Here is a 26,198-nt window from a genome sequence, read left to right on the forward strand (position 1 = left end):
GGTCGATCGGAACAGTGACCGGATCAAATCTGTATGCGAACCACGAGGCGATCCTCGGGAATGGACGGCAGTCAAGCCTTCAGTACCACGTTCACTGCCCGTGAGAGCGGACGCATACTGTGATATCTCGGCAGCTGTGGATGAGTCATACGTGCGTCAGACGATGAAGAGCGGCTTTCACCCACATCCTCACGGTAGTGTCAGCAGTTGACCGGATTGTTCACCCATACTGATCATCGAGCGACACGAACCTACGCCAGATGGGGATTCCCGACGAACCCGGGATCCTCCCCTTTGATCGGCATCACGTGCCATCGTGAATGGGCGAGACGCTTGACATGAGGAGTACGCTACGCTCCGTTACGAACTTCATCACGTGCGCCTCCCCCGAGTTAGAGGATGTTGGACCCGTCGAGTTCAACAGGTTCGAAGGCGATGTGGTGCGGGGGGCAAAGTTCGACGAGGCCCGTCCGATTCTCGAGGCAATTGACGAAGAACCTGGGCGTTACTCAGTGACGTGGGGTGTTTCACTCGCGACGTGGAAACGGATCCCAGTCGGGAGGTCACCTCTGGGCTTGACGGATGAACTCGTCGAGTTCTTCTCCGATCAGTGTCGCGACGCGCTCGCTGTACTGCCACAGTGCTGCATTGAGTCGCTCTTCGGTCTCGTCGTCGAGATCGTCACCTCCCTGAAGGACGGAGTCCGAGGTGATCTGGGGGTGGTACACGCAGACGACGCCGATCGAACTGGCCGAACTCGTGGACCCGCCGGTGTGGATCCCGTACTGGTCAGTCCCCCACACGCCATCGCCACCCTGTCGCTCCATCGCCGAGTCGAGCGCATCGAGGAGTCGAACTTCCTCGGAGGTGAGGACCGGGTCGTCACCGTCGAACAGTTCGTCGTACGCCCGGGTCCGGGCGCTGTTCGTCCATTGTTCCAAGTGTGATCGCGCCAGTACGACGAGCTGTCGCTCGTCCGGGAACTCGGCCATGCGTCTAGGACGACGTGCAGATCAATCAACGTTCGTACGACGCCTCCGATCGGCGGACGTGGGGGCGGCGGTACCGACCGCCGAGCGATACGACCCGAATCACGCACGGACGCCCGGAGAAACGCGATTCCGAGGACGGTGGCGCCTGACAGAAGCGCCACGGATGAGTCCGGTACGACAGTTCGATCGGTGATGGTTCACGATCCGGCGCGATTGCACCCGTCTCGATGACCGCAGCGCCCGAGATCGTTGATGGTCACTCGTGGGGGATTCGATTCCGTACACACGAACCAAGAACGTGGATGTCGTTATGGGGATATGACTGATCGGGGTGACCGACAACGTTGGTTTTCGGATCGTGTCGGATCATCGATTTTGGCGGCGGTGAGCAGCGTTCTCGCCGCGCTCCTCGTACTCACACAGCATCAATACGTCTCGCTCGCGAGCGTCCTCGCATACGTTCTCGCACCCGTACGGCGGAGGCTCGAGCGTCGGATGCGCTCGGATACGGCTGCCCTCACCCTCATCTCGCTCGCGACATTCGTGCTTTTCATTCCGGTTGCATACATCCTCACGGTCGCGATTCAGCAGGGACTGGGGCTCCTAACCGCCATCCGGGAAGGGGAACTCAGTCCTGACACGATTCAGGGCCGGATCGAGACCATTGGCTACGTGATCGACTTCGATCTGTTGTATGCGACGTATCAGGAACCGATCGCCACCGGGGTGCAGCGTCTCGCGACCGGCGCAATAACCGTCATCGGTGGCCTCCCCGGCGTGCTGATCGGGCTCACCGTGACGGTCTTCGTACTTTTTGCGTTGTTGCGAGACGGTGAACAGTTCGTCACGTGGCTATGATCGGTAGTCCCCGTCTCCGATCGTGTACAGCGGGAACTGCTCGAAGAACTTGACGCTCTCATGTGGGCGTCCGTTATCGGAAACGTCGCTGTCGCGGGGGTTCAGGCGGTACTGCTTGGCATCGGATTGGTGCTCGTAGGCATGCCGGGCGTCGTGTTCTTGACCGTGGCGACGTTCATCCTCACGCTGCTCCCGCTCGTCGGGCGTTCGGCGTCTGGCTTCCGGTTTCGGGCTACTTGCTCGCGATCGGTCGCCCCCTCGCAGCGGTCCTTCTGTTCGTATACGGATCGGTGGTCAGCGCATCGGACCTCTACCTACTCCCGGCGATCATCAACCGGAGCGGAGCGCTCAACGTAGCGACCATCGTCGTGGGAATCTTCGGAGGAATCGTCCTGTTCGGGGCGGTCGGCCTGTTCGTCGGCCCCGTCGTCCTCGGCGGAACGAAGGTCGCCCTCGACCAGTTCACCCGGGAGCAGATGAACCCGACCACCGACTGATTGGAATCGTCCCCGCCGTCGATTCTCTCGTGTCGACCAGCTGAGGTTGCGTCACCCATATCGGTGGGCGACCACACCGTTATCCGAGTCGGTCTCCGATTGCATGGGATGGTAGATGACGAACAGGGCCGAGACGACCAAGCGGACGACGAAGAGGGACACCGGCGAAAGCGGAAGCGAGGGGAAATACGCGATCGTACCGACGAAGACCTACCGATGCCCGGCGACCCCGGTGGGCGGCTCGGTGACCTCGATGACGCGCTCGATACCCACGACGGATGGATTGGTCGAGGCCTCTGTCGACTATGCGATCGATACGCAGGGCGGGGAGGAATCCCTCGAGGAAGTGCTTGCCCCAACTGACAACCAGACGTACGACTCCGCCGACGACGTTCGCAGCCGAACACTGGGACTAGTACATCGCTGATGAGTACGCCCCAACCATCCCCCGTCTCGCCAGTTGGACGTCCCGAGCTCTGGTACGTATCTCCGCTGTTGTCACCGTTACATCAGTCAGCCGTAAGTGGATCGCTTCCGAGAATCGATCCCTCCCGGCACTCACCACCGTCCGAGCCCCGACGCTTCGAGGACGGGGCCTCTCACGCCGATCGGACCGATCGAACTAGCTACGGTTCCGGAACGTAACCAAGCGGGTCGGTAAGAGGGACTTCATCAGTCCGTCCATCGTGTCCGGATAGTCCATCGGAAGGAACCAGTCTCGTTCGTAACAGGTCCACTCGCAATTCGCTCCGAGAGGAGGATGCACGCATCCGCTGTAGCTACGTTCGCACGGAACCTACCCCTTGATTATCAGGATTCCGTCGTTCGTCGTCACCTCCCTCGCGTCCTCGGGCACGTCGAACTCCAGTTGCCGGTCGCCGGCCACGACGATGGCCGTCTCGCCGACGCGGTCCAGCGTCGCCTCCACGCCCGGGCCGAAGTCGACGATGATCTCGCTCCCCTCGTCCGACTCTCGGGTGGTGATCGTGACGTCCTCCTGGCGGTCGGCCGCGGACCGGAGCTGTCGTGGCATCTCCATGGTACGAGGGTCGGCCGAGACGCACCTAAGGGCTGTGTCCGGTTGGCGACCGCTGGTTGTCCCGACGGCGTCGTGGGATCGAACTCGACGGGGTCACGCAGGTTCGCCCCGAACCCTTTTCGCCGCCACGTGCGACCACCTACACCGTGCAGGTCGCCATCCTCACGGTCGGCGACGAACTCCTCGCCGGCGAGACGGAGAACACGAACGCCTCCTGGCTCGCCCGCCAGCTGGCCGAGCGCGGGGCGAGCGTCGCTCGCATCCTCGTCGTCCCCGACGACGCCGACACCATCGCGACGTACGTCCGCGAGTGGGCCGCCGAGTTCGACGCGGTGCTCGTCACCGGCGGGCTCGGCGGCACCCACGACGACGTGACGATGGACGGCGTCGCGGCCGCGTTCGGCCGGGACGCCGTCGTCGACGCCGACGCGCTGGAGGCCGTCACGGAGTCCGCCCGCGCGTTCGCCGACGCGAACCCGGACGTCGTCGACGAGTACGACCTCGATCTCGACCTCGAGGCGTGGGCGCGGATGCCCGAGGGCGCACGGATGCTTGACAACCCGGCCGGTCTCGCGCAGGGGTGCGCGGTCGGGACGGTCTACGTCCTCCCGGGCGTCCCCGAGGAGATGCGCGCGACGTTCGAGGGCGTGGCGGGGGAGTTCTCGGGCGACGCCGTCTCGGAGACCGTGTACACGCCCGCCCCCGAGGGGGCCCTGGTCGCGACGCTCGCGGAGCTCCGGGACCGGTTCGACGTCGTCGTGGGGAGCTATCCGGCGCCGCGCGGAACGCCCAACCGGGTGAAGGTGTCCGGATCCGACCCGAAGACCGTTCGAGCGGCGATCGACTGGCTGGAGGATCGCGTCGAGACCGTTCCGCCCCCCGAGTCGGACCGTCGACCCGGCGACGCCTGAGTTATTGAGGTTGAAAATCCGTCCGGATAGAAGGCATGCTTAACACCCGGGGTGTCGAACGGGGGAGCGTGTTCAGGGGGGAAGCAACCGACCGGGCCGTCAGCGAGACGATCGGGTTCGTCCTCGTCTTCTCGCTCGTGGTCTCGTCGGTCGGTATCGTCTACGTGGTGGGGTTCCAGGGGCTCACGGAGGCCCGCGACGGCGAGCGCGTGGACAACGCCGAGCGCGCGTTCGAGGTGCTCGCGCACAGCATCGAGGACCTCACCCGCCGCGGCGCCAGCAGCAGGGCGACGGAGATACGCGTCGCCGACGCCGGCATCCGGGCGGGCCAGCCCGTGCTGATAAACGTTACCGGCGACTACGACACGGACGACCCGAACTCCGCCGAGGACTTCGTCACCGGGAACGTGAGCGTCACCCCGATCGTCTACGAGACGACCGCGGGGGGTGACCGCGTCCGGTACGTCAACGGGGCCGTCCTCAGAGGCACGGACGACGGGATGGCCATGCGCGAACCTCCCAACGTCGTCGTCGACGACAACCGGACGGTGATTCCGATCGTACAGACGAGCGTGTTCGGGACCAAGCGGATCGACGGGAGCACGACCGTGCTGGTGAGAACCGAGCGGACGCTCTCGGACGTGGTCATCGCCGAGCGCGGTACGTACGACGATGTGACGGTTCGGATGCACACGCCGAACACCGACCCCTGGCGGCGGTTCCTCACGGCGCAGGGGATGACGTGCTCGGTTCCGAACGAGGGAACGCTCCGGTGCAACGCCGAGGACGTGAAACGGCTCTCCCTGGTCGTGTACGACGTCGACGTCACCTTCGAGTGACTCACCGGAACTCGACGCGTACCCTGTTCTCGGTGACGTGGAGGTAGGTGATGTACTGTGGACCCTGGGCGGTCTCGTACCGGAGGGAACCGTACGACATGTCGTTGTTGAGTCGGAGACCGTTGCCGTTCCCGCCCGTCGAGTAGTACACCACGAGGTCGATGTCCGGCGCGAGGTTTGCCATGTAGTGCCGCACGAGATGCCGGCTGGTGGTCTCGTTCCCGTCCTCGACGTCCATCGGTTCGCCGTCCTGCTCGTGGCCGAAGTGGACCGAGTCGTTGATCTGGTCGTCCCAGTCCCGCTCGAGGTCGTCGTTCGAGACGGTGTGATCGCCGTACGTCAGGTTCGTCCCGCCGGTGAAGTCCACTGCAAGTTCCACGTCGTTCCCGTCACACTGGAACCTGATCGGCCCGGAGTCGGTCTCGACGCTGTCGTTCGTCCAGGCGTGCACGTCGTCGTGGCCGTCCCCTCGATAGAGGATGTCGTACACGATGGGTGACGTCTGCTGGACCTCACCCCCGGAACACTTCGGGTTCGTCCCCGACGGCGTGTGGATCATCATCTCGTACTCCTTCCCGTCCGACTCCCCGTGGAAGGCGAAGTACATGTTGTTGAAGTTCCCGTTGTCCGACTCCAGCGTGATCGAGAAGTCGTCGACCGAGTGGCCGTCGGCGATGCCTCGCGCCTCGACCGCGTTCGACCGCGACGGGAGGCGGAAGTCGCCCACGTCGCCGCCCGTCTCGAGTTCCACGTGTGCGGTCCGGTTCCCGTGGTAAATCGTGACGTTCCCTTCGGTCCGCGTGTCGAAGTAGCGCCCCCACGCCTCGTAGTACTCGCTGTGGACGGTGAGCACGACGGTCCCGTTCCGGACCGGGTTCAGGTACGGCCGGCCGTCCGGATCGGGATACGACCGTGAACTGTTGGGGTAAATCGACTCCGTCGCGCCCTCCTTCCTCACGTACGCCGTCGGCGCCCCGCCCGCTCCGCCGCTACCGACCGTCCGAACCACCGGCAGCGTCAGCGTCGCGTCGCGGTAGGTCACCTCCGGGGGCGAGACCATCATCGACCCTCCGCCGTCGGAGCGCCAGACGCCCCCGCCCTGGTAGGCGACGGTCGTATCGCCTTCGGTGTACCGGACGGCACCCAGGCTCTCGTTGTAGACCTCGTGGTCGTCGCCGTCGCTGTAGTTGTGATGCGTGACGCGGATCCAGCCGGCGTCCTCCTCGACGCCGTAGGTCCCGTCGCCGCCGTCGCCGAACTCGACCCGCTGGGATGAGGAGTCGCCGAGCGCGACCATCGAGGTCCGGGAGTCGAACTGCGTCATCGCGTTCTCCACGCGGTCGACCGTACTCGTGCTCCTGCTGTCCTCGAGCGCCTGGCCGCCGAGGCCGACGACCGCCCCCGCGCCGGCGATGGTGATCGCGACGAGTAGCACGAACCCGATCGTGGTCGACTGAGCGCGGTCGTCCTTTCCACCTGTCACATTTACTTTCATATATCTTCTCCCGTATCAAATACTCGGCGAGTCGGTACGCTCTGGGTCATCAGTCCGGATTCACCTCCCCGTTCGTGACGAGCGATAGGTGGTCCCCACCCTCGTCATCGAGCACGACGACGACGGTTCCACCCGCCACCTGTGTTTCGGCCATCGGGACCTGCGTCCGGACGGTTACGTTTCGGGACACGTCACTCACCGGACTGGAGAACGTCAGCACGTACTCGCCCGGCTGGTCGGTCGGCGGTGCATTCTCGGAAACGCGGATGAGGTAGCCACTCTCGGCGACCGAACCCGGAAGCTGTACGGCCACTCGAAGCTCGTCCGCACCGGTGGCGGCCATCGAATCCGTCTCGGCGATCCCCGTCGCCAGTTGCTCGCCGAGCACGTCGAACTCCTCGCGCGTCACCGATTCCTGTCTGTTCTCGAGGAACGTCCCGCCGGCCACGAGCAGCCCCGATACGAGGATCGCGCTGAGCGCGAGCGCGATGACGTAGTTGACCGTGACCGAAACGGCGCGGTCCTCGCGTCGGCGCGTCATGCCGCCACCTCCGCCGCGTTCGGCGCGACTGTAACCTCGCTCCGGTAGTACACCGTCGGACTGCGGTACACTACCTCGATGTCCGCGGAGTAGATGGCCGTCGAGCGGAACGGGCCGTCGCCCCCGTAGGCCACGAAGTTCGATCCGGCGAGGTCGTCGTGGCGGACGCTCGCCGTCAGGGAGTAGGTCCCCGACACGTTGTCCGCGTTGGCGTACCTCACCTCGTAGTCTCCCTCCAGCGTCCGATAGAAGTCGAGGGCGTCACAACTGCTGCCGTTCGCGGTTCCGGCGGCGAAATCGATCCTCACCGAAGGACCGGGCCTGTCGCAGGTTCCGACCACCGACCCGTCCCCGTCCGTCGTCCGGATTTCGACGCCGGAACCCGGGTCGTACATCCGGACCGAGTAGGTAGCAGATCCGTTGTCGAACGTGACGTTGAACGCGTTCGTTGCGTCGCCGGCCAGCCCTCCATCTTCGACCGCCATCGTGTAGTTGCGCGTCCGCACGTCGGTCGCCAGCGTCCAATCCTCGGACGCCGACGCGTCGGTGAAGTTCCGGGTTTCGTTCTGGACGATTCGCGTTCCGTTCGTCACGGACGCCACCTCGGTGCTCGGCGCGTCGCCCTCCGACGCGTACTGTCTGGCCGTCCCGTCGTCCCAGTCGCCTATCGCCGCGGTCACGTTCCGGTGTATGGAGTCGTAGGAGTCGTTCCCCCCGACCGAGACGCGGTCGATGGTGCCGGCGGTCGCCTCGGTCGCCGCGTTCCCGTAGCCGACGACGTCGACCGCCTCCACGCCCGTCCCCCTGCTGGCGACAGTCTCGGTGTAGATGGCCGTGTTCAGGAGGAACGCGAACGAGACGAACAGCACCGCGAGCGCGAGCGCGCCGACCAGCATGAGTTGGCCCCGGTCGCTCCCCCTCAGATGCGCCATACGACCACCTCGATCCGAAGTACGTTGTACACTGGGCTGTCCGGCGACACGTCGTCGGCGTAGAAGTTCTCCGTCTCGTCCAGCCGGGGGCCGGTCGGGTTCCCGTCGGCGTCGTGAACGCGGTCGTCGTCGTACAGCGTGACCGTCGTGGTTGCGACCGCGGAGTTGTCGCTCGGCGCGCCCAGATTCACGAGCGGCACGGCGTCGACGCGGTCCAGGTCGGTCCCCCGCAGGAACGTCACGGTGACGTCCATCGCGACGCCGCGCGAGCGGAACGTCTCGTTCAGCGTCCCGCCGAACGGCGTCGGCGGTCCGCCGTTGAGGTAGCCGTCACGGGTGGCCCCGTGGAAGGTCCCGGCGGTCCCGTTCCACGCCAGGAGCGTCGGCTTCAGGGTCCCGTTCGCGGCGGCCGTGTCGAGTACCCCCTCGGCCATCGCCGCCTGCTGGTTCTCGATGTGCTGGTTCGACGTGCTCCCGGTGAGGGGCGTGACCGCGGTCACCTGCAGGGCGAACGCGACCGTCGAGAGCAACAGTATCCCGGCGGTGACCGCCTCGAGGGTGTGGGCTTGCCCGCGCATATTACCACACCCTCGCGACCAGCCTGTAGGGTTCGTCGTCGATCGATACGACGCGCCGACCGCTGGTGACCGACTGCGTGTCGACGGGCGTCGGACCTGCCGCGAGCGTGACGTCGCTCTCGTCGGGGTCCTCGATCGTGGCGACGCCGCCGTCGAGATGCTCGACCGTGACGTTCATCGACAACCCGTTCTCGAGACCGAACAGCACAGCCGGTTCGTCGACCGTCGTGTCGTATCGGCAGTCGTCGGGGTGGTCCCCGAAGTCGTCGTCGGTCAGCCCCTCGAAGAACGCCGTCGTACACGCGGCGTTGAGGACGAACGGCGTCGCCGGGTCCCCGAGTTTGTCCGTCGCGAGCGAGGCGGCGACCCGGTCGGCAGTGCCGACCGTGCTGGACCCCTGGAACGGCACGAAGATGTCGGGGACGAACAGGACCACGAACGTGGTCGCCAGGAGGAACACGCCCATCCCGATGGCGAAGTCGATCGTCGTCTGGGCGCGGGTTCGGTCCTGCCCCCGATCGACCCTCACGTCGTTCATGCCACCACCACCCACACGCCGAGCGCGAGCGTCAACAGCACGACGACGAACTTCACGCCCGAGACGATCCTCGCGTCGCGGATGTAGCCGCTGATGAACCCCGAGATGATCGCCTGGATCGTGACGGCGTGGAAGAACAGCAGCGAGAGGACCGCGGGGTCGATGCCGCCGCCGAAGCTCATGCCGCCCGCGGCCCCTCCGCCGCCCCCGTCGCCCGCCTGGTCGGTGAGCCCGCCCATCACGTCGATGAACTGCGTCTGGAGGATGGCCATCACCCCGAGCAGCGTGACGTACGTCATCAGGATGATCGCGACCTGCATCCTGGCGCGCGACTTGCGTTCCCGGTCGATGTCGTCCTGGTTCTCGGAGGCCTGCGCGGCGGTCGTCAGCACGTCCGTGATCTGGCTGGAGGCCTCCTGGGCCTCCGAAACCAGCTTCACCGTCCGGGCGAGCCGCGGGATGTGGTACTCGTTGTTGAACTCGACGAGCGCCTCGCGGACGCTCATCCCGTAGTTCACCTTCGCGTACATCACCTCGAACTCGTCCGCGAGCCGTCCCGAGGAGGTGTCGGCGACCGTCTCGATCGACTCCAGGAGCGTCTGGCCGGTGTCGTTCGCCGACGAGAGCTTCCGGAGGTTGTCCGAGAGCTTCCCGGTGATCCCGGCCCGCCGTCGGACGTTCCACTCGTGGAAGACGGCGAGCGGGAGGAGCGTGACGTACGCGGGGAAGTACACCCAGAGGAACGTTCCCCAGATGGGGTTCCCCACCATCCCATCCCACGTCAGCGGCGCGCGTCCGGACGCGACCGCGATGGCGAGGAACACGAGCGCGGCCGGCGCCGTCAACGCGAGCGTGAACGCGGGGTTGTTCCGGAAGAAGACGTGTGGCTTCCGCAAGAGCCCCTTGGTCCGGTGGGTCCCCTCCTTGCTCTTGATCCGGTCGAAGACGCCGTACGGTCCCACGAACGACTCCACCAGGCCGAGGTGGACGAGCCCCTCCCGCTGGGTCTGGGCGAACTGGTCGTCGACCCCGGACGGGTCGAGGTAGCCGTCCCCGATCTCGTCCTGCTTGACCGTCGAGACGAGGACGAGGAAGCCGACGCCGATGAGCGGGGTGAGCAGGTAGACGGTCGCGTACAGCAGGAAGTCCTGGCCGTCCCCCAGCATCGACATGATGACGAGGATGATGATGAGCAGCAGCGGGAACAGCGAGAGGGTCATGTACATCTCGCCGAACAGCTCCAGCGTCTCCAGGGTGAGCTCCTGCTGCTGTTTGGCGGTCCGGAGGTGTTTCTCCTTCTTGTCCCGGAGGAACTGCTCCATGTCCCCGCCCGAGTTGATGATCGAGAGCATGTCGGTGAGGAACTGCGACAGTTCGGCGCTCGGGGTCTCGATCGCCTGCTCGCGCACGGCGTTCCGGTAGTCGGTCCCGAAGTACTCCGTCTCCTGGACGATGCTCTGGAACTCCCGCGCGACCTCCCCGTACGTGTCGTCGGCCTTCGCCATCGACTCGAGGATCTCGAGCTGGTTCAGCCCGCCGACCGACAGCGCGTACATGAACGAGACGGAGTCCGCGAGCAGCATGTTGATCTCCCGCTCGCGGGCGCTCGCGCGCTGGTACGGGATGGCCAGCAGCGTCCCGAACCCGAGGCCGAACCCGATGGAGCCGAAGACGACTCCGCTGACGAGCACCCCGACCGGCATCGTGAGGCTGTCGAGCAACTGCGCCTGGCCCGACGACGAGACCGGGATCCCCAGCCCGACCGTCTCGGTCGTCACGATCCCGAACGCGAACAGCGCCCAGCCGAGCAGCGCGCCGACGAGCCAGAGCGCGCCCCCGACGAGGACGCCGACCCCGAGCGCGCGCGAGACGTACAGTTCGACCGGCTTGTTCATCCGCGCCTCCGTCAGCTTCTCCTCGACGTTGGCGACGAAGTCGCCGTCCTCCCCGAAGAGCCGACGGAACAGGGGGTAGAAGGCGTCCGCGAACCCCCGCGCGTCGCCGAACCCGTCGCCCGTGTCCAGGCTCATCTATCCGTCCCCGGGGTTCTCGACGTCGCCGAACCCCCAGTCCTCGATGGTCTCGTCCGACGCGTCGTCCTCCGACTCGTCCCCGTCGAGCACCTCGGCGTCCGCCGGGTGGGTCGACCCGTCTCCGCTGCCGAGTCCGCCGCCGGGTCCGTTCCCGTCGATTCCGTCCGCTCCCACTCCGGTTCCGTCCGCGAACCCGTCGTGGCCGTCGTCCGGGCCGGCACCCCCGCGGTCGCCGTCGGTGAACTGGTCGACCGCGTCGAAGGCGCTCCGGGCGCCCCCGCCGGAGTCCTCCCCGCCGGCGTCCGTGCCCGACCCGACCTCGTGGGGTTCCTCCTCGAACCCGTCCGCGAAGAACCCGGTCTCGGACCCCCCGGAGTCCGTCGCTGCGGGTTCGAACTCGCCCCCGTCGTCGGGGTCGGCCTCGACGGTCCGCTCGGGTTCGACGTCGCCGAGCGCCGAGAGCACGCTGCCGGCGGGCCGTCCCCGGTACTCCGCGAGGAGGTCGTCGGCATCGTCGAGCACGTCCGTCGCCTCCGCGGCCGTCCGTTCGGTCGGGTCCGGGCGGGGGACCATCTCCTCCTTGTCGGGGTCGACGTCGATGAGGACCGACTCCATCTCGCGCAGGTCCTCGAGCGACGCTTCGAGCTCGTCGTTCGCGATCAGCGCGAGGATGGTGTCCGGGTCGTTGATGAACGCCTGGAGGGTGGCCGCGACCTGGGTGTACGTGTTCAGTCCGCGGTCGATGAGGTACGCGAGCACGACCCGCCGCTTCCGGAGTTCCTCCTGGAGCGTCCCGTGGGACCAGCCCCGGTCGAACGCGATCTCCTCGAGCGTGTTCGACTCGCCCATCTTCAGGAACGAGTCGCTCTCGGCCTGCCACTGGTAGACGTCCTGGACGTTGATCTCGTCGTTCTCGGCGTCGTAGTGGTTGATCTCCGTGAGCGACTTGTTCCGGCGGACCTTCCGCCCTTGGACGCGCGTCGACGTCTGGACGGAGACGAGATCGAGCGCCGAGAACATCGTCTTCGAGACGTTGATCGGGTCGGTGGTGAACCGTTTGAGCACCTCGCCGACGCTGTCGGCGTGGAACGTGGTGTAGGTCGTGTGCCCGGTGGACATCACCTGGAACAGCGTCCGGCCCTCCTCGCCCCTGATCTCGCCCATCACGATGTAGTCGGGCCGCTGCCGAAGCGCGGCCTCGAGCAGGTCGAACTCGTCCACGTCGCCCTTGTCGTCCTCCGAGAAGGACGGCCGCGTGACGGAGGCGATCCAGTTCCGCTGGGGGAGTTCGACCTCGCGGGTGTCCTCGATGGAGACGATCTTCGAGTTCGACGGGATGAACAGCGAGACGGCGTTCAGGCTCGTCGTCTTGCCCGACGCGGTGCCGCCGGCGAAGATGAGGCTCTTGTGGTTCTCGATGCAGAGCCAGAGGAACGTCATCTCGTCGAGCGAGAACGTCGTCCAGTTGACGAGGTCGATGGGGGTGAACGGGACGTCCTTGAACTGTCGGATGGTGTAGTTCGTCCCGTGGTCGGACACCTCCCGGCCGAGCGTGAGCTGGGCGCGCGAGCCGTCCGGGAGCGTCGCGTCCACCTGCGGCCGGCGCTTGGAGATGCCTTTCCCGGAGCGCTGGGCCAGTTTTACGACGAAGTCGTCGAGCTCCGTCTCCCCGTGGTAGACGTTCGAGATGATCTGCTCGTAGTCGCCGTGGTAGACGAACACCGGCGAGTTGTAGCCGTCACAGGAGACGTCCTCGACGTTAATGTCGTGTTTGATGCCGTCGATGCGCTCGTAGCCGATGAAGTCGCGCCGGAGGTAGTACAGGAGCTTCCGGACGGTGTACTCGGTCAGCGTCTCCGGGTCCTCGGCGACGACCGCGGGCTCCGGACGCGCGCTGATCCCCTCCAGTTCGTCGTCCGGGACCGGTTCCTCGTAGCCGAGCGCCCTGACGAGTCTGCCCGCGATCCCGTCGTCCGGGTCGACGTCGAACCGGTCGGCGAGCGCGTTCCCGAGCGCCTCGCCGCCCTCCCGCTCGTAGAGGTCGTACCGCTCCAGCAGTTCGTACGTCTCCTCGCGGATCACCTCCCTCCGGTGGGTCTCCTCGCCCGCGACCACCCCCTCGTCGGCGTACTTGATGGCCGAGCGGAGCTTCCCCTCCAGGAACTCCGTGAGGTCGTCCTCGATGGGGTTGCGGTACGGTTCGACCACGTAGTACTTCTTCTCGTTCTCCTTGGTCGAGTGGAACACGACGACGAACGAGTACGGCTCGTTCACCCAGTAGCGCTCCACCTCGCGGAAGTGCGTCTTCTTCGCCATCGGAACCGCCTTCTCCAGGTCGTACCGGTTCGTGACGGTCGTCGTCCCGTCGGGGTCCGAGAAGAACGCGTCCTCGTCGAGGTCCTCGTTGACGTTCACCGTCCGCTCCTCGACGACCTCGTCCAGTTCGGGGGCGCGCTCGCTCAGGTGCCCCAGCACGTCCTCGATCGCGTCCGGGTCGAACCCCAGCGCGTCGGTCCTGTCCCCGTGGGTGAACTCCTCGGGTTCGCCCTCCTCGTCCGTCGGCGGGTTCCCTTCCTCGTCGAGGAAGTACTCCTCCTCGTAGTGTTTCCACGTGTAGATGTCCTTGTAGACCGGCGTCTCGTCGTAGCCGATCAGCGGCGACTGGTCGGTGACGTGCCGGGCCACGTCGGACGCGCTCGACGCACGGTCGGGAACCTCGTCGGGGTCGTACCCGAGCAACTCGGCCGGGTCGACGCCGACCGCGCGAACGTCGTCCGCCGTGAGCGGCCGTCTCCGGGGCGGGACGTCGGACGGGTCGCCCTCGCCCGGCCCGTCGACGTCGCCGTCGCTCCCGACGTCGCGTTCTGCGTCGGCGTCGCGTTCGGCGCCGTCGCCCCGTTCGGCGCCGTCGTCGACGACTGCCCGATCGTCCAGTTCGTCGGCCCGTGCGTCGTATCCGTACTCGCGAAGGAGATCCGCCCACGTGTACTCCCCAACGACGACCTGCGTCCCCCCGCGTGGCGACCCCGCGTCGGCGAACTCGTCGAGCTCGCCCGGCGGCGTCACCTCCGCGTCGTCGGTAGCCATTGGGTACCCGTCGCTCCGCTGGCCACCTTAAATCCACCCTTCGAATATCAGTTACGATAACGAACCGTTCGCGGGACACGGGGGCTCTATCGCGAAATTTCCGGTCGACCTTCTAAAATTAAAATGCGGTGAACGGCCCGTATGTACGGTCTCCGCTCCGTCGTCGCGGTCCCGACCCCGGGAGGGCAGTTCGATCAGCCCTTCCCGGGTTCCGGGTTGGCCATCGACCCGGCGTCCCGTCCGCCCACGCGCCGGCGAACGCCGCGCGCGACGACGATCATCGAGAGGCCGGTCGAGAGCAGGTGGACGCCGACGATCACGCCGAGCGCCCACGGGACGACGGCGAAGAAGCCGACCCAGAGCAGCCCGGCCAGGACGACCGAGAACGTGCCGCTCGCGATCACCCACGCCCAGCCCTCCTCCTCGCGGAACGCCGCCCCCATCGCGATCTCGACGAGCCCCGAGACGAGGAGGTACGCGACGAGGAGCACGGTGAGCGTCACGACGCCGATCACCGGGTTCGAGAGCAGCGCGATCCCCCCGAACGCGTAGACGACGCCGAGCAGCGCCTCGAGGAGGAACCCGCGCCACTCCCGGGCGCGGAACGCGTGCGCGACGTGGACCAGCCCCCCGACGACCAGCAGTCCGCCGAACACCACCGCGACCGAGACGGTGGCGACGAGCGGGAACAGGAGCGCGAGGAGGCCGAGGATCGCGACGACGATGCCCCCGACCTCCAGCGAGCGCCAGCTCGTCTCGAGTCCCGGCGTCGATGCTCCCGGTTCCGTCCTCCTGGGTTCGCCGGTGCTCATTGGTGGTCTCCGGAGGTGCTTCCACGCCGAGTCGGATTGTTATGGATCCGGAATCGAGCCGTAAGTCCGCTCAAACGAACGGTGGGCGGTCGGGGACGCCCGTGATCGATCGTAAGCGCCTCCTACCGACGACCTCCCGGTCGGCGTAGGCCGTCCGGGTAGTCACGTCCGGAACTGGAACGGGTCGCCTGCCGGGTCTCGTCGCGGGCCGGTTCGCTCGTCGCTCCGGGTCTCGCTGCCGTTCGACCGCTACGGGCGTGACGGGATTCGAACCCGCGATCTAGAGGTTAGGAACCTCTCGCCGTGTCCGCTTGGCCACACGCCCCGCTCGTAGGTGCGGGTGGCCGGTAGAAAAACGGTGCGGGAGCGGGCCGGCGTCTCAGTTCGTCTCGGTCTCGGCGTCTGCGTCCGCGCCGATCTCCGGTTCGGGCTCCGAGGCGCCGTCGGCGCTCGTCTCGCCCGTCGTGTCCGTCTCGCCCGTCGTGTCCGTCTCGCCTTTCATCTCCTGGAGTTCGTCCTCGATCTCCTCGCGACCCTTCTTGAACTCGCCCATCGCCTGCCCGGTCGACCGGGCGAGCTTGGGGATCTTGTTCGCGCCGAACAGCAGGACGAGCACGAGGAGGATGATGAGCATCTCCGGCCCGCCCGGGATCGCACCGAACAGGGGTGCTGTGGTGAGCATCTCTACGTTCGCCTAACCCGGTGGCGATTATAGGCTTTTTGGAGAAATCAGCCGGGCAGTAATCGCCCCCCTCGCCACCGAGATCGGCAGTAACAGGCCGTCAGTCGGACCCGGCCACTGTAAGATTACCGACCAGGAGGTGGCCGCATGAGCACCGCCGTCCTCGAGGGACCGTGGTGCTCCGCGCTCGGCTGCCGCGATCCCGCAGACGTCGTTATCGACCACCCCGAACACGGGCACCGGACGGTGTGCGACGACTGTGCCGGCGATCACGAGGTGGTTCGCGATGTCTGAAGAGTCGGACGTCCGCCCGGAGGACGCCCTCCAGGTCGCCCAGCGAGCGCTCGCCGTCGCGAACGAGACAGCCGCCATCGAAGACCGCGTCGAGGAGTTGGAGAACGAGGTAACAGCGCTCCGGCTGAAGTACGGCGACCTCGACGAGGGCCGCGAGTACGACGCACTCACCCGTGACGAGAAGATCGGGCGCGTCCGCAACCGCGCCTTCCAGCGTGCGACCGGCTCGAACGGGCGGGCCGCCCTCGACTACAACGACATCCGCTGGGACGTCTTCGAGGGCGAGCCGAGCCCGATGCACTGCTACGACCTCATGAAGTGGGCCGCCGAGGCGCGCGGATTCGACCACCAGACGCCCTCGCAGGGGAACGAGCACCTCGCGGTCGACGCCGACGAGGCGAAGCTCGGCGTCGTTTATTCCGCGAATAAAGAGAGTTCGTCGGAGGGTCGTTCAGCATGACCCGATTCGTCCGCGGAATCCCACCGCCGTTGTACTCGTCTGAAAACTCGGTTGTGTAGTTCCTGTAAGCAAGATGCGGACAGTCGCGGGTACACCGACCAGGACGCCGCCGCACGCCTTGTGTGGCGGCTTGGACGGCTCCGGTCGCGTTTATTCGCGGCGAAAAGACCGACACGATGTCAACGACAACCCAGGCGGCACGAGACGAGACGGAGGAGCTCATCCGGTTCCTCCGTGAACGCTACGCGGACGAGGTGGCACGCCTCGCCCAGCGATACCCGAAGGAACAGACGGCGCTGGAGGTCGACTACACCGACCTCTACGCATTCGACCACGACTTCGCCGAGGACGGCCGCGTCACGCTGCTCGACCAGCCCGACACGGTCCTTCGCCAGCTGAACGAGGCGCTCCGCCAGTACGACCTCCCGGCGGACGTCACCATGTCGGACGCCCGCGTACGCGTCCACAACCTCCCCGCCGACCGGACGTACTACCCGGGGGAGTTCTCCCCCACGGACGAGGCGGGCACCTACCGAGCCATCACGGGGGAGATCTCCCGGGCGACCGACGAGTACAGCAAGGTCGTCGAGGCGGCATTCGAGTGCGAGCGCTGCGCGACGATGACGTACATCCCCCAAGTGGACACGGGGTTTCAGGAGCCTCACGAGTGCCAGGGGTGTGAGCGGCAGGGGCCGTTCCGCGTTGATCACGACCAGTCGGAGTTCATCGACGCTCAGCAGTTCCGCATCCAGACGCCGCCGGAGATCGCCTCCGGCGCGGGGACGGAAATCGACGTGTTCGTCGAGGACGACCTCGCCGGCGAGGTCACCGTGGGCGACCGCGTCACCGTCACGGGCATCCTCCACATCGAACAGCAAACGAAGGGGCGCGAGAAGACCGGAAAGTTCGAGCCGTACATGGACGGCGTCCACATCGCGCTCGAACAGACGGACCACACGAGCCTGGACGTCGCCCCGGAGGACCGCGAGCGCATCCACGAACTGGCGGGCGGCGAGGCGGGCGACCCGCTCGACCTGGGCGCGGCGTCGATCGCGCCGAAGATCTACGGCTACGACCAGATCAAACGGATGGGCATCCTCGCGATGGTCGGTGGGTCGCGCGTGGAGTACCCCAGCGGGGACGCCGACCGCGGCGAGTTCCACATGCTGCTGCTGGGCGACCCCGGGACGGCGAAGTCGAAGCTCATCGAGCGCATCGAGGAGCTCGGCTGGCGGACGGTCGGCATGTCGGGGAAAGGAGCGACCATCGCGGGGACGACCGCGACGGCCGCCCAGGACGACTTCGGCGATGGTGACTGGACGCTCGACGCGGGCGCGTTCGTGAAGGCGAACAAGGGGACGGTCTGCATCGACGAACTCGACGACATGCCCGCGGACGTCCGCGCGGCGATGCTCGAGCCGATGTCGAAGCAGACCATCCACATCAACAAGGCTGGCATCAATACGCGGCTGAACACGCGGACGGCGGTCATCGCCGCTGGCAACCCTGAGCACGGCCGATTCAACGAGTACCAGCCGGTTCAGGAGCAGTTCGACCTCGGGTCGACGCTGCTCTCGCGGTTCGACCTCATCTACGTGTTGAAGGACAAGCCCGAGGAGGAGCGCGACTCCACGCTCTCGGGGCACATCCTCGACTCGCGGGACGCCGGCAAGTGCCTCCAGAACGGCGAGGACGTCGCCGACGCCGACGCCGAGACGGTGACGCCGCCGGTCGCCCCCGACATCCTCCGGAAGTGGATCGCGCTCGCCAAACAGCAGCCCGAGCCCACGTTCGCGAGCGAGGCCGTCCGGAACTCCATTCAGGAGAGCTTCACCACCATGCGGGGCATCAACGGCGATGACGAGGACAGCCCCGTCCCGCTGACGTTCCGGAAGCTGGAGGGTATCGTCCGCATCGCCGAGGCGGCCGCGAAGTTCGAGTTCTCCGAGGAGATCACCGAGCGCCACGCCCAGATCGCCACCGAGGCGGTGGGCGAGTCGATGCGCGACTTCGGGATGGACCAGGACGGCAACTTCGACGCTGACGTCCAGGAGACAGGCACGTCGAAGACGCAGCGCGACCGCATCCGACTCGTCGCGGAGACCATCACCGAGTTGGAGGAGACTGCGGAGAACGCGGAGGCGGAACGCGACGACGTCGTCGAGGCGCTCTCGGACGAGTTCCCCGAGCACAAGATTCGCGACACGATGGCCACGATGCAGCGGAACGGCGAGGCGTCCGAGCCGAGCAACGGCACCATTCGCTACCTGGGGAAGGTGTGACCATGACGGGCGAGGACCTCCCGGACGACGTCGGCCTCGCTGGCAAGGCATGCGGCTACACGCCCACCGGAGCAGACGGACCGACTCCGGGCGTCATCCGCGGGAGCATCCGCGAAGAGGACCCCGAGACGGGAGTCGAACGGGCGCGCGTCCTCGTGGACCCCGAAGGGAAGGATGTACTCGTGAACACGGACCGGACGCGGGTGGAGGTGTTCTGAGCCGTGTCGCAAGCCACCACCCGGAAGGAGCGAAAGGCGGTCTACGAGGCGGTGCTCCGCGTCGTCGACGCGCAGACGTCACCCGAACAGGCTCCGGGCATCCGCCGGACCACCATCACCCGCCTGCTGACCCCGCCCGAGGGCCCCCACGACCTCGACGACGTCCGGTCGGCCATCCGTGCCGCGCGGGAGAACGACGAGCTGCTCTCGTGGCCGGACCACGCCGGCCGTCGGCGCTACTCGCTGGCCGACGTCGAGAAGTTGCGCCGGGTGGCCGAGTGGGAAGGGGAGCGAGAGCACCCGAGGCCGGCTGTCGTCGGGTGGGCCAACCGGATGGTCGCGGAGGTGTCGGACTGATGGGCAAAGGAGAGCACTACGAGCGCGAGCTGATGGACCGCCTGAAAGCGGAGGGCTTCGCGTACACGCGCACCCCGGGTTCGGGCGGGAAGACCACGGAGGCACGCCCGGACATCGTCGCCGGCCACCGCCACCTCGACGTCACGATCGCGACGGAGGCGAAGTTCCGCTCCGGCGGGTCGTGTCCGTACAAGAGTGAGGAGATCCTCGGCCTGGAGTCGTGGGCGCTGAAGTTCGGCGCGACACCGCTGCTGGCAGCCCGCTTCAGCCGGGACACGACGTGGTACTTCCTGCCGCCCTCCCAGGCCAACGAGACGCCGAGCGGGAACCGAAGCATCCGGAAGGCCGACCGGGATGACGCCCTCACGCTCGAGGACATCATCACCGGAGACCTCCCGCCGATCGAGGAGTGCCTGACCCGCTGGGACGTCGAGTCCTACGCCGAGCGCTGGAGGACAGCATGAACTGCCACTACCCCCCGCCGACCAACGGCGCGACCTGCACCAACTGGCAAGTGTTCGAGTCGTGCTGGCGCCTCTACAAGCGCGGCGAGACGGGGCCGATGGAAGGGGGCGTCCTGCCCAGGACCCTCGCCGACGCCGTCGACACCACGCGAAACGTCATCCAGAAGCGTTGCACCGTCCTCGTCGCCCGGGGCGTCCTCGTCAAGCTGGACACTCTCGCGGGCGACCCGCTCCGACCCGTCGTGTCCTGGGCGCCCGCCGCGCTGGTCGAGGAGTCGCCGAAGCCCGTCGTCCCCGGAGGGCCACTCCGATGACGATCACGCTCCCCCCGGCAGTCGTGGATGCCAGCGCGTCGGAGAAACTCGTCTGGGTCGTCCTCGACGAGTCGGGGCCACTGTCCGCGGCGGAATTGGCGGCCCAGACGGGCCTCTCGCAGTCGGGCGTCTACAACGCCCTGGGCGAACTCCGGAGCCGGGAGACGGTCGAGAAGCGGCGCGACCCCACCGACTCCTACACCCACCTGTTCCACACCATCCAGGGGTGACGGATTCCACTATGCTGCAACGAACTGAGGTATTTTATGACCAGAGCGCCGTCTACGAGATAAGCGACGCCCCAACCAGGCACCCCGTGACCGGGCTGTTCACAGCAGCCCGCGACCGCACAGCCCTGCGTGTGGGACTTTTCCACCCATGTCAGTTCAAGCCCTGAGCCAGGCCGACATCCGTGAGTACATCGACCAGGGCCAGCAGGCCCGGGCCTACGAGTGCGCCTACTGTGGCGGTAACCGCGGGAAGCACACGTCCGTCCGCGGCTCCTACTGTTCGTGGGACTGCTACGACAACGACGAGCGCGAGAAGGCCGCCCGGGACGTCCTCAGAACACTGGCGAAGGACCACCGCTACTGCCGCACATGCTTCCGGAAGACGAAGGTGGTCGAGACGCCGGACGACGCACGGGACTACCCCGACGCCGTCTGTGGCTACCAGTACCCAACGCCCGACGCCGAGGAAGTGTGGCGCGACAAGCGCGGCCGGCAGGCGACCGGGCTGGGCTGTACCTGCGGGAACTGCCAGCACTCCCACGCGGATCCCGACGTCCAGCGCCGATATCTCGTGACGGCCGTCTACTTCCTCACTGAGGCCGTCGCGACACTCCAACATGAGGACAAGCTCGACCACCACCTCGACCGGGAGCAGCTGTTTCAGGCTGCCATCGACACCGGAGCCATCCGCCCCGCGCTGGAGGTCGCGATCCAGGTATGACTGAGTACAAGACGTGGGTGTGTCCGAACGACCACCGCACACATGAGCCAGAAGAACCGTCCGATCCATGCATCCACTGCGGGATCGACAACTGGAGCGTCAGGGAATGACCATCCCCGAACGCGTCCGGTTCACCTTCGGCGATCGGGACATGGTCGGCCGCGTCGTCGACGCGGAACCCACGGGAACACTCCCCGGCGGCCCGGACTGGCGGCTCCGTGTGGACGTCGACGGCATCACCTACCCGACGCTCGCCTCCGAGGCCGAGGCGGTCTGACCTGCGTCCCGATGACCCTGCTGCCGGAACAGTAGGCGAGGACCCCCCCTTGTACCGCTTCCCGACCGGCCGGCACTAACCCCATTCGGACCTTCCGACACCAACGAGCACGACACCGCCGGCCGCCCCTGAGCCCGCGACAGTCACGCTCCGAGCACGCTACCCCACGGACAACGTGGGCCGTGCGACGGGCGCCGGGGCGCAACTCCCCGACGGGCTCCTTCGCAGTACCACTACGAAACAGCGTCAGAGCCATGCATGAGCCACGGACCACACCCACCGATCCGAAGAATCGTGCCCAGATCGAACTCCTCGGCCTCGCGAGGGCCCTAATGCCGAAGACCGACACCTACCCCGGCCGGAAGGCCGTCGCCATCATCCTCGTCACCACGTGGTCGCTCATGACCGTGGCGATGAGTCTCGAAGGCGTCGCCACCGTCACGCCCCCCTTCTACGGCGCGTTCACGGCACTGGTGTTCCTGCTCGTGGGGCGCCTCTGGAACCTCGAAGTCGAGGAGATGCTCCCCGGGACGTCGGGCGGGAAGTGATGCCGGAGTTCACGACCGACACGGGTGAGACGCGAGACGTCCCGCCCGTCGAGGAGCGTATGGAACCCTGCCAGTTCTGCGGGGATGACGTCTTCATGGGCCTCCTCGAGGACCACGAGGCCGTCTGCACCGAGAACCCGGCGAACCAGTAACTCATGGCTGACGACGTCTGCGGCTACGAGGACACCCACTCCGGAGAGCCGTGCAAGCGGGCAGCCGGCTGGGGCCGGGACGCCGACACAGGCTACTGCCGGACCCATGCTGATGACGATGACGCGGACGGCCCGCCGGCCCACCGGGAGACGAAGCTCACCAAGGAACGCCAGGAGGGAATCGCGGCGGCCATCGAGAGCGGGAAGTCCATCGCGTCGGCCTGCCGCATGCACGGCATCCAACCGGCGACGTTCTACAACTGGATGGACCGCGGCGAGGGCGAGGACGAAGGCCCGTTCGCGGACTTCTTTGACCGCATCGTGCGCGCGAAGGGCTACGGCGAGGACCACTACGTTCAGCCCATCATCGAGATCGCGAAAGAGCAGGGCGACCTCGCGACGCTCATGTCGCTGCTGAAGCAGCGCTATCCCGATTCGTGGGGCGACGTCGACAGGGGCGAGCAGGCCGGTGGCATCACCGTCACCTCCGAAGTCGTCGAGATCTCCGAGGACTCACCCGAGGTGCAGTAGCCCATGGCAGCGACGGCCGACACGAACGGAAACGGACTCACGCTCCGCTGGAAGCTCTCACCGAAACAGCGGCAGTTCTTCGAGTCCGACGCGAAGTACCGCACCCTGGCGGGTGGGCGGCGCTTCGGCAAGAACACGGTCGGCCTCGCCTCCCAGATCGACTTCGCCATCCGGCCGCACGCCTACCGGTGGGGGCGGGACGAGGGCGTCGTCACGTGGTGGGTCGCCCCGACCTACAACCAGGCGAAGAAGTACGGCTTCGAGAAGGCGCTCGAGATGCTGCCCGACCGGCTCATCGACGGCGAGCCGAAGCGAACTATCCCGTTCGAGATTCCCCTGGTGACCGGGTCGCAGCTGGAGTTCTACTCTTACGACCGGCCGGAGTCCCTCGACGGCGCGGGCGTCGACGACATGACGATCGACGAGCGGGGCTACATGGACGACGACATCTGGGAGTCGAACCTCGCGCCGATGCTGCTCGACACGGACGGCCGGGCGGCGTTCATCGGCAAGGCTGCCTACTCCGAGCACTTCGTCGCCTGCTTCGAGCGGGGCCAGCGTGACCACCCCGACGACGTCGAGTACGCCTCCTGGCAGGCGACGACGTACGACAACCCGTTCATCCCGGACGAGCGGGTGGATGACCTGTTCGGCGACCTCCCTGAGCGCGTGTTCAACCGGGAGATCATGGCTGAGTTCGACGCTGGCGGCGACTTCCTCACGCGGGACATGCTCGAGTTCGTCCACGCCGAGGACATCCCAGAAACCGAACTCTCGTGGCACGTCGTCGCCGACCTCGGCGTCGAGGCGGACCCGTCGAAGGCCCGCGAGAACGACACGGACTTCTGGGCCGCCGCGGTCGTCGCCTACGACAGCCTCCAGCAGCAGGCGTACCTCATCGACGTCACCCGGACGCGCGGCATGACGAAGGACCAGGGCGTCGGGTGGCTCGCCGCCATCATGGACGGTGTCCCGACGAAGCGCGTCGGCGTCGAGGCGGTCCAGGCGCAGGTGTGGTTCGTCCAGGACGCCCAGAAGGCGGGGCTCGACGCCTACCCCATCGAGAACGACCGCCCGAAGGAGGAGCGCCTCACCTACCTCAGCGTCCCGTTCTCGAACGGGCGCGTCAAGCTCGTCAACCACGACGATCCCGACGACCGCGGGCCTGGTCAGGAGTTCGACCCGCGATGGAACGAGTTCGTGAGCGAGTGGCTCTCGTTCCCGACTGGAAGCCACGACGACATGCTCGACGCGACCGAGATGACGCTCCGGCAGCTGAACCTCGGCGGGTCGGTCGAGGCGTACAGCGGCCACGCGTACGGTGATCGCTGATGCCGGACCTGCCCACCTTCTCCGAGGCGAAGGAGGCCATCGAGGACGTCCAGGAGCACGGCCGGACGCTCCTCCCGTGGCTTCCCGACCCGCCGACGTGCGAGTGCGGGGCGCTCATGTACGCCAGCGAGACGTTCGCGCCGAAGCAGGCAATGTACGTCAACTCGTGGGAGTGCCGCAACGGCGCCTGCGACGCGCCCGACCGCTACCGCGACGACCCCGGCGTCCCGGACCCCGAGCCACCCAGCCGGGGCGCCACGCAACTCTGTGAGGTGTTCAACTCCAAATGAGTCAGGACGATACCGACACACGACGCTTCCACCGACTCCGTAGCGCAGCCTCGACGACGAGACGCCTCGCCGGCGCCTGGGCGGACGCGAAGACCGCCAGGCTCCAGGCGGCCGTCGAGACGCCCCAGAGCTGGGTCGACGGTGGCGGCGACGCCAGCGAGGATCGCTGGCAGGACCGCCGCGCGAAGCGGAAGCAACTCAAGGAGTACCACAAGGTTCGACGGGACGGCGGCATCGTCGCGACGCTCCTCGAGGCGCGGGCGCTGATGGTGTTCGGCCCGGGCGGGAAGTTCACCTCCGAAGACGACGAGGTCGCAGACTGGCTCAACGACCAACTCAACGACCGGGATAACCTGACCTACGACATCGGCCTCGACACGTACTTCTTCGGCTACGCACTGGGCGAGCCGATCGAGACGACCGGCGGTGACTTCTCTCATATCGAACTGATCGAGCCGTGGACGACCGTCCCCCAGCGAAACCGGAAGGGGGAGATCGACCAGTGGGAGCAGGAGATCACCGAGCACGGCGGAAAACACACTCAGACGTTCGACCCGGACGACATCGTCCACTTCAAGACGATGAAGGCGAGCGGCCGGGACCGCGTCGGCATGTCGCTCCTCGGCCGGAGCATGGACGAGGCGGAGGCCTACCGCGACAACCAGCGCGCCATCAAGAACGCCGTCCAGATGCAGGGCTTCCCCAAGTTCCACGTCAAGCTGGGGCGGGAGGGCGGCGCCGTCATCGACGACAACGAACTCCGACGCGCTCGCCCGCAGTTCGACAACATCCACGAACTCACGAAGTGGGTGACTGGCCAGGACGTCGACATCGACGTCATCGAGGCCGAGAGCTTCGAGTTCGAGGGCATCACCGAACACGACCTCTCGAAGCTGGCGATCGCGTTCATGCTCCCCGTCGAACTCACGCAGATCGGTGGGGGTGACGGCCTCGGGACGGGCTTCCCCGCGAAGCTCCGGCGGCAGTTGTTCCTCCTGGGCGCGCGCTCGCACCAGCGCCTGCTCGGCGACCAGCTGGTCCAGCAGGTGGGCCGGCCGCTCCTCGAGGAGTACAGCCCGTTCGACGCCGACACGCAGATCGAGTACACGTTCAACGACCCCATCACGGACGTCGAGGAGTTGCAGACGGTCACGCGCGCCATCGGCGACGACCTGACGTCGAACGAACGGCGCGAACTGTTCGACTTCCCGCCCCACGACGATGACGACATCGGTGAGTCGTACGACGCGCCGGGCGAGTCCGGTGGCGAGGACGGCAACGGCCTCGACTTCTTCTCAGAGCACGCGCTGGCCGACACCGACGAGGACGTGTGGATGCAGCTCTACGAGGAGAAGCTGTGGACCGACGAGACGGACCAGCGCCTACTGGCGTTCAGTGATGCGGAGGTCCCCCAGTTCGTGCAGGAACGCCTCCGCGAGGCCATCCTCGGCGGCGCACTTTTCCCTGACTTCGACGGCGTCGACGATCTGATGGACCTCCGGATGGAGTTCGTGGAGACACTCACCGAGGACGGGTGGTCCATCGCCGAACTCCAGGACCGCATCTTGGAGATAGAGCCCGACCTCGCCGAGCACGAGGCGGAGCGGATCGCCCGGACGGAGACGCAGGCCGTCGTCAACGACGCCCGGGAGATCGGCTACCGAGAGCGCGACGACTTCGAGGACCTCCGCTTCCGGTGGGCGGGGCCGGACGACCACCGGACGACCGAGACGTGCGAGGCGATCAAGGATCAAACCCCCGAAGAGGGACTCTCGCTGTCGGAACTCGAGTCCCTCGTCGAGGAGGTGGCCCGCGAGGAGGGTCACGACCCGCGGAAGTGGACGCCGCACATCCAGTGTCGGCATACGTACGTCCGAGACGTATAGCGACGGAA

32 protein-coding genes and 1 tRNA gene are annotated in these 26,198 nt (G+C 66.8%); 21 read left to right on the top strand and 12 right to left on the bottom strand.

What is annotated here, in order from left to right; all coding sequences use genetic code 11:
• Nucleotides 1–563: 563 nt before the first annotated feature.
• On the bottom strand, nt 564–992 hold the full coding sequence (locus HUG12_RS14080; RefSeq protein ID WP_179269379.1) for a DUF7539 family protein: 429 nt from the start codon (nt 990–992) through the stop codon (nt 564–566).
• A 384-nt stretch (nt 993–1,376) separates the two neighbouring features.
• Between HUG12_RS14080 and HUG12_RS21745 the strand changes: the two genes are divergently transcribed.
• From HUG12_RS21745 to HUG12_RS14090, 3 genes are all read left to right on the top strand, one after another.
• Entirely contained in the window at nt 1,377–1,850 is a 474-nt protein-coding gene (locus HUG12_RS21745; protein WP_246308056.1) for an AI-2E family transporter, read from the top strand.
• Between the two features lie 290 nt (nt 1,851–2,140).
• Complete coding sequence (locus HUG12_RS21750) at nt 2,141–2,347, top strand: hypothetical protein (protein ID WP_246308057.1); 207 nt, start codon at nt 2,141–2,143, stop codon at nt 2,345–2,347.
• Between the two features lie 115 nt (nt 2,348–2,462).
• Nucleotides 2,463–2,774, top strand: a complete 312-nt coding sequence (locus tag HUG12_RS14090; protein WP_246308058.1) for a DUF5789 family protein — start codon at nt 2,463–2,465, stop codon at nt 2,772–2,774.
• Between the two features lie 369 nt (nt 2,775–3,143).
• On the opposite strand, the gene HUG12_RS14095 is transcribed toward HUG12_RS14090, so the two are convergent.
• Nucleotides 3,144–3,386 carry a hypothetical protein gene (locus tag HUG12_RS14095; RefSeq protein WP_179269380.1) on the bottom strand — a complete coding sequence of 81 codons (243 nt, stop codon included), beginning with the start codon at nt 3,384–3,386 and terminating at the stop codon, nt 3,144–3,146.
• A gap of 146 nt (nt 3,387–3,532) precedes the next feature.
• Between HUG12_RS14095 and HUG12_RS14100 the strand changes: the two genes are divergently transcribed.
• Nucleotides 3,533–4,297: a competence/damage-inducible protein A gene (locus tag HUG12_RS14100; protein WP_179269381.1), complete on the top strand. Its 765-nt coding sequence runs from the start codon at nt 3,533–3,535 to the stop codon at nt 4,295–4,297.
• A gap of 68 nt (nt 4,298–4,365) precedes the next feature.
• Complete coding sequence (locus tag HUG12_RS14105) at nt 4,366–5,136, top strand: DUF7289 family protein (protein ID WP_179269382.1); 771 nt, start codon at nt 4,366–4,368, stop codon at nt 5,134–5,136.
• Between the two features lies 1 nt (nt 5,137).
• On the opposite strand, the gene HUG12_RS14110 is transcribed toward HUG12_RS14105, so the two are convergent.
• The 10 genes from HUG12_RS14110 to HUG12_RS14155 all read right to left on the bottom strand — a co-directional run bounded on the left by HUG12_RS14110 (nt 5,138) and on the right by HUG12_RS14155 (nt 15,834).
• The gene (locus tag HUG12_RS14110; RefSeq protein WP_179269383.1) at nt 5,138–6,619 is read right to left on the bottom strand and encodes a DUF7289 family protein; all 1,482 of its coding nucleotides are present in this window, start codon (nt 6,617–6,619) and stop codon (nt 5,138–5,140) included.
• A 61-nt stretch (nt 6,620–6,680) separates the two neighbouring features.
• Nucleotides 6,681–7,172, bottom strand: coding sequence for a DUF7266 family protein (locus tag HUG12_RS14115; RefSeq protein ID WP_179269384.1), 492 nt, complete (start codon nt 7,170–7,172; stop codon nt 6,681–6,683).
• The gene (locus HUG12_RS14120) at nt 7,169–8,104 is read right to left on the bottom strand and encodes a hypothetical protein (protein ID WP_179269385.1); all 936 of its coding nucleotides are present in this window, start codon (nt 8,102–8,104) and stop codon (nt 7,169–7,171) included. The genes HUG12_RS14115 and HUG12_RS14120 overlap by 4 nt, the downstream gene beginning before the upstream one ends.
• Nucleotides 8,092–8,682 (bottom strand): DUF7288 family protein, encoded by a 591-nt coding sequence (locus HUG12_RS14125; protein ID WP_179269386.1) that lies wholly within the window; start codon nt 8,680–8,682, stop codon nt 8,092–8,094. The genes HUG12_RS14120 and HUG12_RS14125 overlap by 13 nt, the downstream gene beginning before the upstream one ends.
• A 1-nt stretch (nt 8,683) precedes the next feature.
• Nucleotides 8,684–9,220, bottom strand: a complete 537-nt coding sequence (locus HUG12_RS14130) for a DUF7287 family protein (protein ID WP_179269387.1) — start codon at nt 9,218–9,220, stop codon at nt 8,684–8,686.
• Nucleotides 9,217–11,250: a type II secretion system F family protein gene (locus HUG12_RS14135; RefSeq protein ID WP_179269388.1), complete on the bottom strand. Its 2,034-nt coding sequence runs from the start codon at nt 11,248–11,250 to the stop codon at nt 9,217–9,219. Before HUG12_RS14135 ends, HUG12_RS14130 begins: the two co-directional genes overlap by 4 nt.
• Nucleotides 11,251–14,340: a type II/IV secretion system ATPase subunit gene (locus HUG12_RS14140; protein WP_179269389.1), complete on the bottom strand. Its 3,090-nt coding sequence runs from the start codon at nt 14,338–14,340 to the stop codon at nt 11,251–11,253.
• A 194-nt stretch (nt 14,341–14,534) separates the two neighbouring features.
• Nucleotides 14,535–15,152, bottom strand: coding sequence for an HdeD family acid-resistance protein (locus HUG12_RS14145; protein ID WP_179269390.1), 618 nt, complete (start codon nt 15,150–15,152; stop codon nt 14,535–14,537).
• Between the two features lie 252 nt (nt 15,153–15,404).
• A tRNA-Arg gene (locus HUG12_RS14150) sits at nt 15,405–15,477 on the bottom strand.
• 54 nt (nt 15,478–15,531) lie between these two features.
• Nucleotides 15,532–15,834, bottom strand: coding sequence for a Sec-independent protein translocase subunit TatA/TatB (locus HUG12_RS14155; protein ID WP_179269391.1), 303 nt, complete (start codon nt 15,832–15,834; stop codon nt 15,532–15,534).
• Between the two features lie 147 nt (nt 15,835–15,981).
• Here HUG12_RS14155 and HUG12_RS14160 point away from each other — a divergent pair, with 147 nt between their 5' ends.
• The 16 genes from HUG12_RS14160 (at nt 15,982) to HUG12_RS14235 (ending at nt 26,190) form a co-directional block, all read left to right on the top strand.
• The gene (locus tag HUG12_RS14160) at nt 15,982–16,128 is read left to right on the top strand and encodes a hypothetical protein (protein WP_179269392.1); all 147 of its coding nucleotides are present in this window, start codon (nt 15,982–15,984) and stop codon (nt 16,126–16,128) included.
• Nucleotides 16,121–16,588 (top strand): hypothetical protein, encoded by a 468-nt coding sequence (locus tag HUG12_RS14165; protein ID WP_179269393.1) that lies wholly within the window; start codon nt 16,121–16,123, stop codon nt 16,586–16,588. Before HUG12_RS14160 ends, HUG12_RS14165 begins: the two co-directional genes overlap by 8 nt.
• Before the next feature lie 176 nt (nt 16,589–16,764).
• Nucleotides 16,765–18,870 carry a minichromosome maintenance protein MCM gene (locus HUG12_RS14170; protein WP_179269394.1) on the top strand — a complete coding sequence of 702 codons (2,106 nt, stop codon included), beginning with the start codon at nt 16,765–16,767 and terminating at the stop codon, nt 18,868–18,870.
• A 2-nt stretch (nt 18,871–18,872) separates the two neighbouring features.
• Complete coding sequence (locus HUG12_RS14175) at nt 18,873–19,088, top strand: hypothetical protein (protein WP_179269395.1); 216 nt, start codon at nt 18,873–18,875, stop codon at nt 19,086–19,088.
• Between the two features lie 3 nt (nt 19,089–19,091).
• On the top strand, nt 19,092–19,445 hold the full coding sequence (locus tag HUG12_RS14180) for a hypothetical protein (protein WP_179269396.1): 354 nt from the start codon (nt 19,092–19,094) through the stop codon (nt 19,443–19,445).
• Nucleotides 19,445–19,909 (top strand): Holliday junction resolvase Hjc, encoded by a 465-nt coding sequence (hjc, locus tag HUG12_RS14185; protein ID WP_179269397.1) that lies wholly within the window; start codon nt 19,445–19,447, stop codon nt 19,907–19,909. The genes HUG12_RS14180 and hjc overlap by 1 nt, the downstream gene beginning before the upstream one ends.
• A complete protein-coding gene (locus HUG12_RS14190) occupies nt 19,906–20,223 on the top strand; it encodes a hypothetical protein (RefSeq protein ID WP_179269398.1) in 318 nt (105 codons plus the stop codon). Before hjc ends, HUG12_RS14190 begins: the two co-directional genes overlap by 4 nt.
• Nucleotides 20,220–20,453: a MarR family transcriptional regulator gene (locus HUG12_RS14195; protein WP_179269399.1), complete on the top strand. Its 234-nt coding sequence runs from the start codon at nt 20,220–20,222 to the stop codon at nt 20,451–20,453. Before HUG12_RS14190 ends, HUG12_RS14195 begins: the two co-directional genes overlap by 4 nt.
• 148 nt (nt 20,454–20,601) lie before the next feature.
• On the top strand, nt 20,602–21,174 hold the full coding sequence (locus tag HUG12_RS14200) for a hypothetical protein (RefSeq protein ID WP_179269400.1): 573 nt from the start codon (nt 20,602–20,604) through the stop codon (nt 21,172–21,174).
• A gap of 106 nt (nt 21,175–21,280) precedes the next feature.
• Nucleotides 21,281–21,451, top strand: coding sequence for a hypothetical protein (locus tag HUG12_RS14205; RefSeq protein ID WP_179269401.1), 171 nt, complete (start codon nt 21,281–21,283; stop codon nt 21,449–21,451).
• A 332-nt stretch (nt 21,452–21,783) separates the two neighbouring features.
• Nucleotides 21,784–21,999, top strand: coding sequence for a hypothetical protein (locus tag HUG12_RS14210; protein ID WP_179269402.1), 216 nt, complete (start codon nt 21,784–21,786; stop codon nt 21,997–21,999).
• Entirely contained in the window at nt 21,999–22,151 is a 153-nt protein-coding gene (locus HUG12_RS14215; RefSeq protein WP_179269403.1) for a hypothetical protein, read from the top strand. Before HUG12_RS14210 ends, HUG12_RS14215 begins: the two co-directional genes overlap by 1 nt.
• A gap of 3 nt (nt 22,152–22,154) precedes the next feature.
• A complete protein-coding gene (locus HUG12_RS14220; RefSeq protein ID WP_179269404.1) occupies nt 22,155–22,682 on the top strand; it encodes a transposase in 528 nt (175 codons plus the stop codon).
• Between the two features lie 3 nt (nt 22,683–22,685).
• Nucleotides 22,686–24,014 (top strand): hypothetical protein, encoded by a 1,329-nt coding sequence (locus HUG12_RS14225; protein WP_179269405.1) that lies wholly within the window; start codon nt 22,686–22,688, stop codon nt 24,012–24,014.
• Complete coding sequence (locus HUG12_RS14230) at nt 24,014–24,304, top strand: hypothetical protein (protein ID WP_179269406.1); 291 nt, start codon at nt 24,014–24,016, stop codon at nt 24,302–24,304. Before HUG12_RS14225 ends, HUG12_RS14230 begins: the two co-directional genes overlap by 1 nt.
• Entirely contained in the window at nt 24,301–26,190 is a 1,890-nt protein-coding gene (locus tag HUG12_RS14235; RefSeq protein ID WP_179269407.1) for a hypothetical protein, read from the top strand. The genes HUG12_RS14230 and HUG12_RS14235 overlap by 4 nt, the downstream gene beginning before the upstream one ends.
• Nucleotides 26,191–26,198 lie beyond the last annotated feature (8 nt).

The sequence above is a fragment of the Halorarum salinum genome (genome assembly GCF_013402875.1).
In the GTDB taxonomy this organism is placed as follows: domain Archaea; phylum Halobacteriota; class Halobacteria; order Halobacteriales; family Haloferacaceae; genus Halorarum; species Halorarum salinum.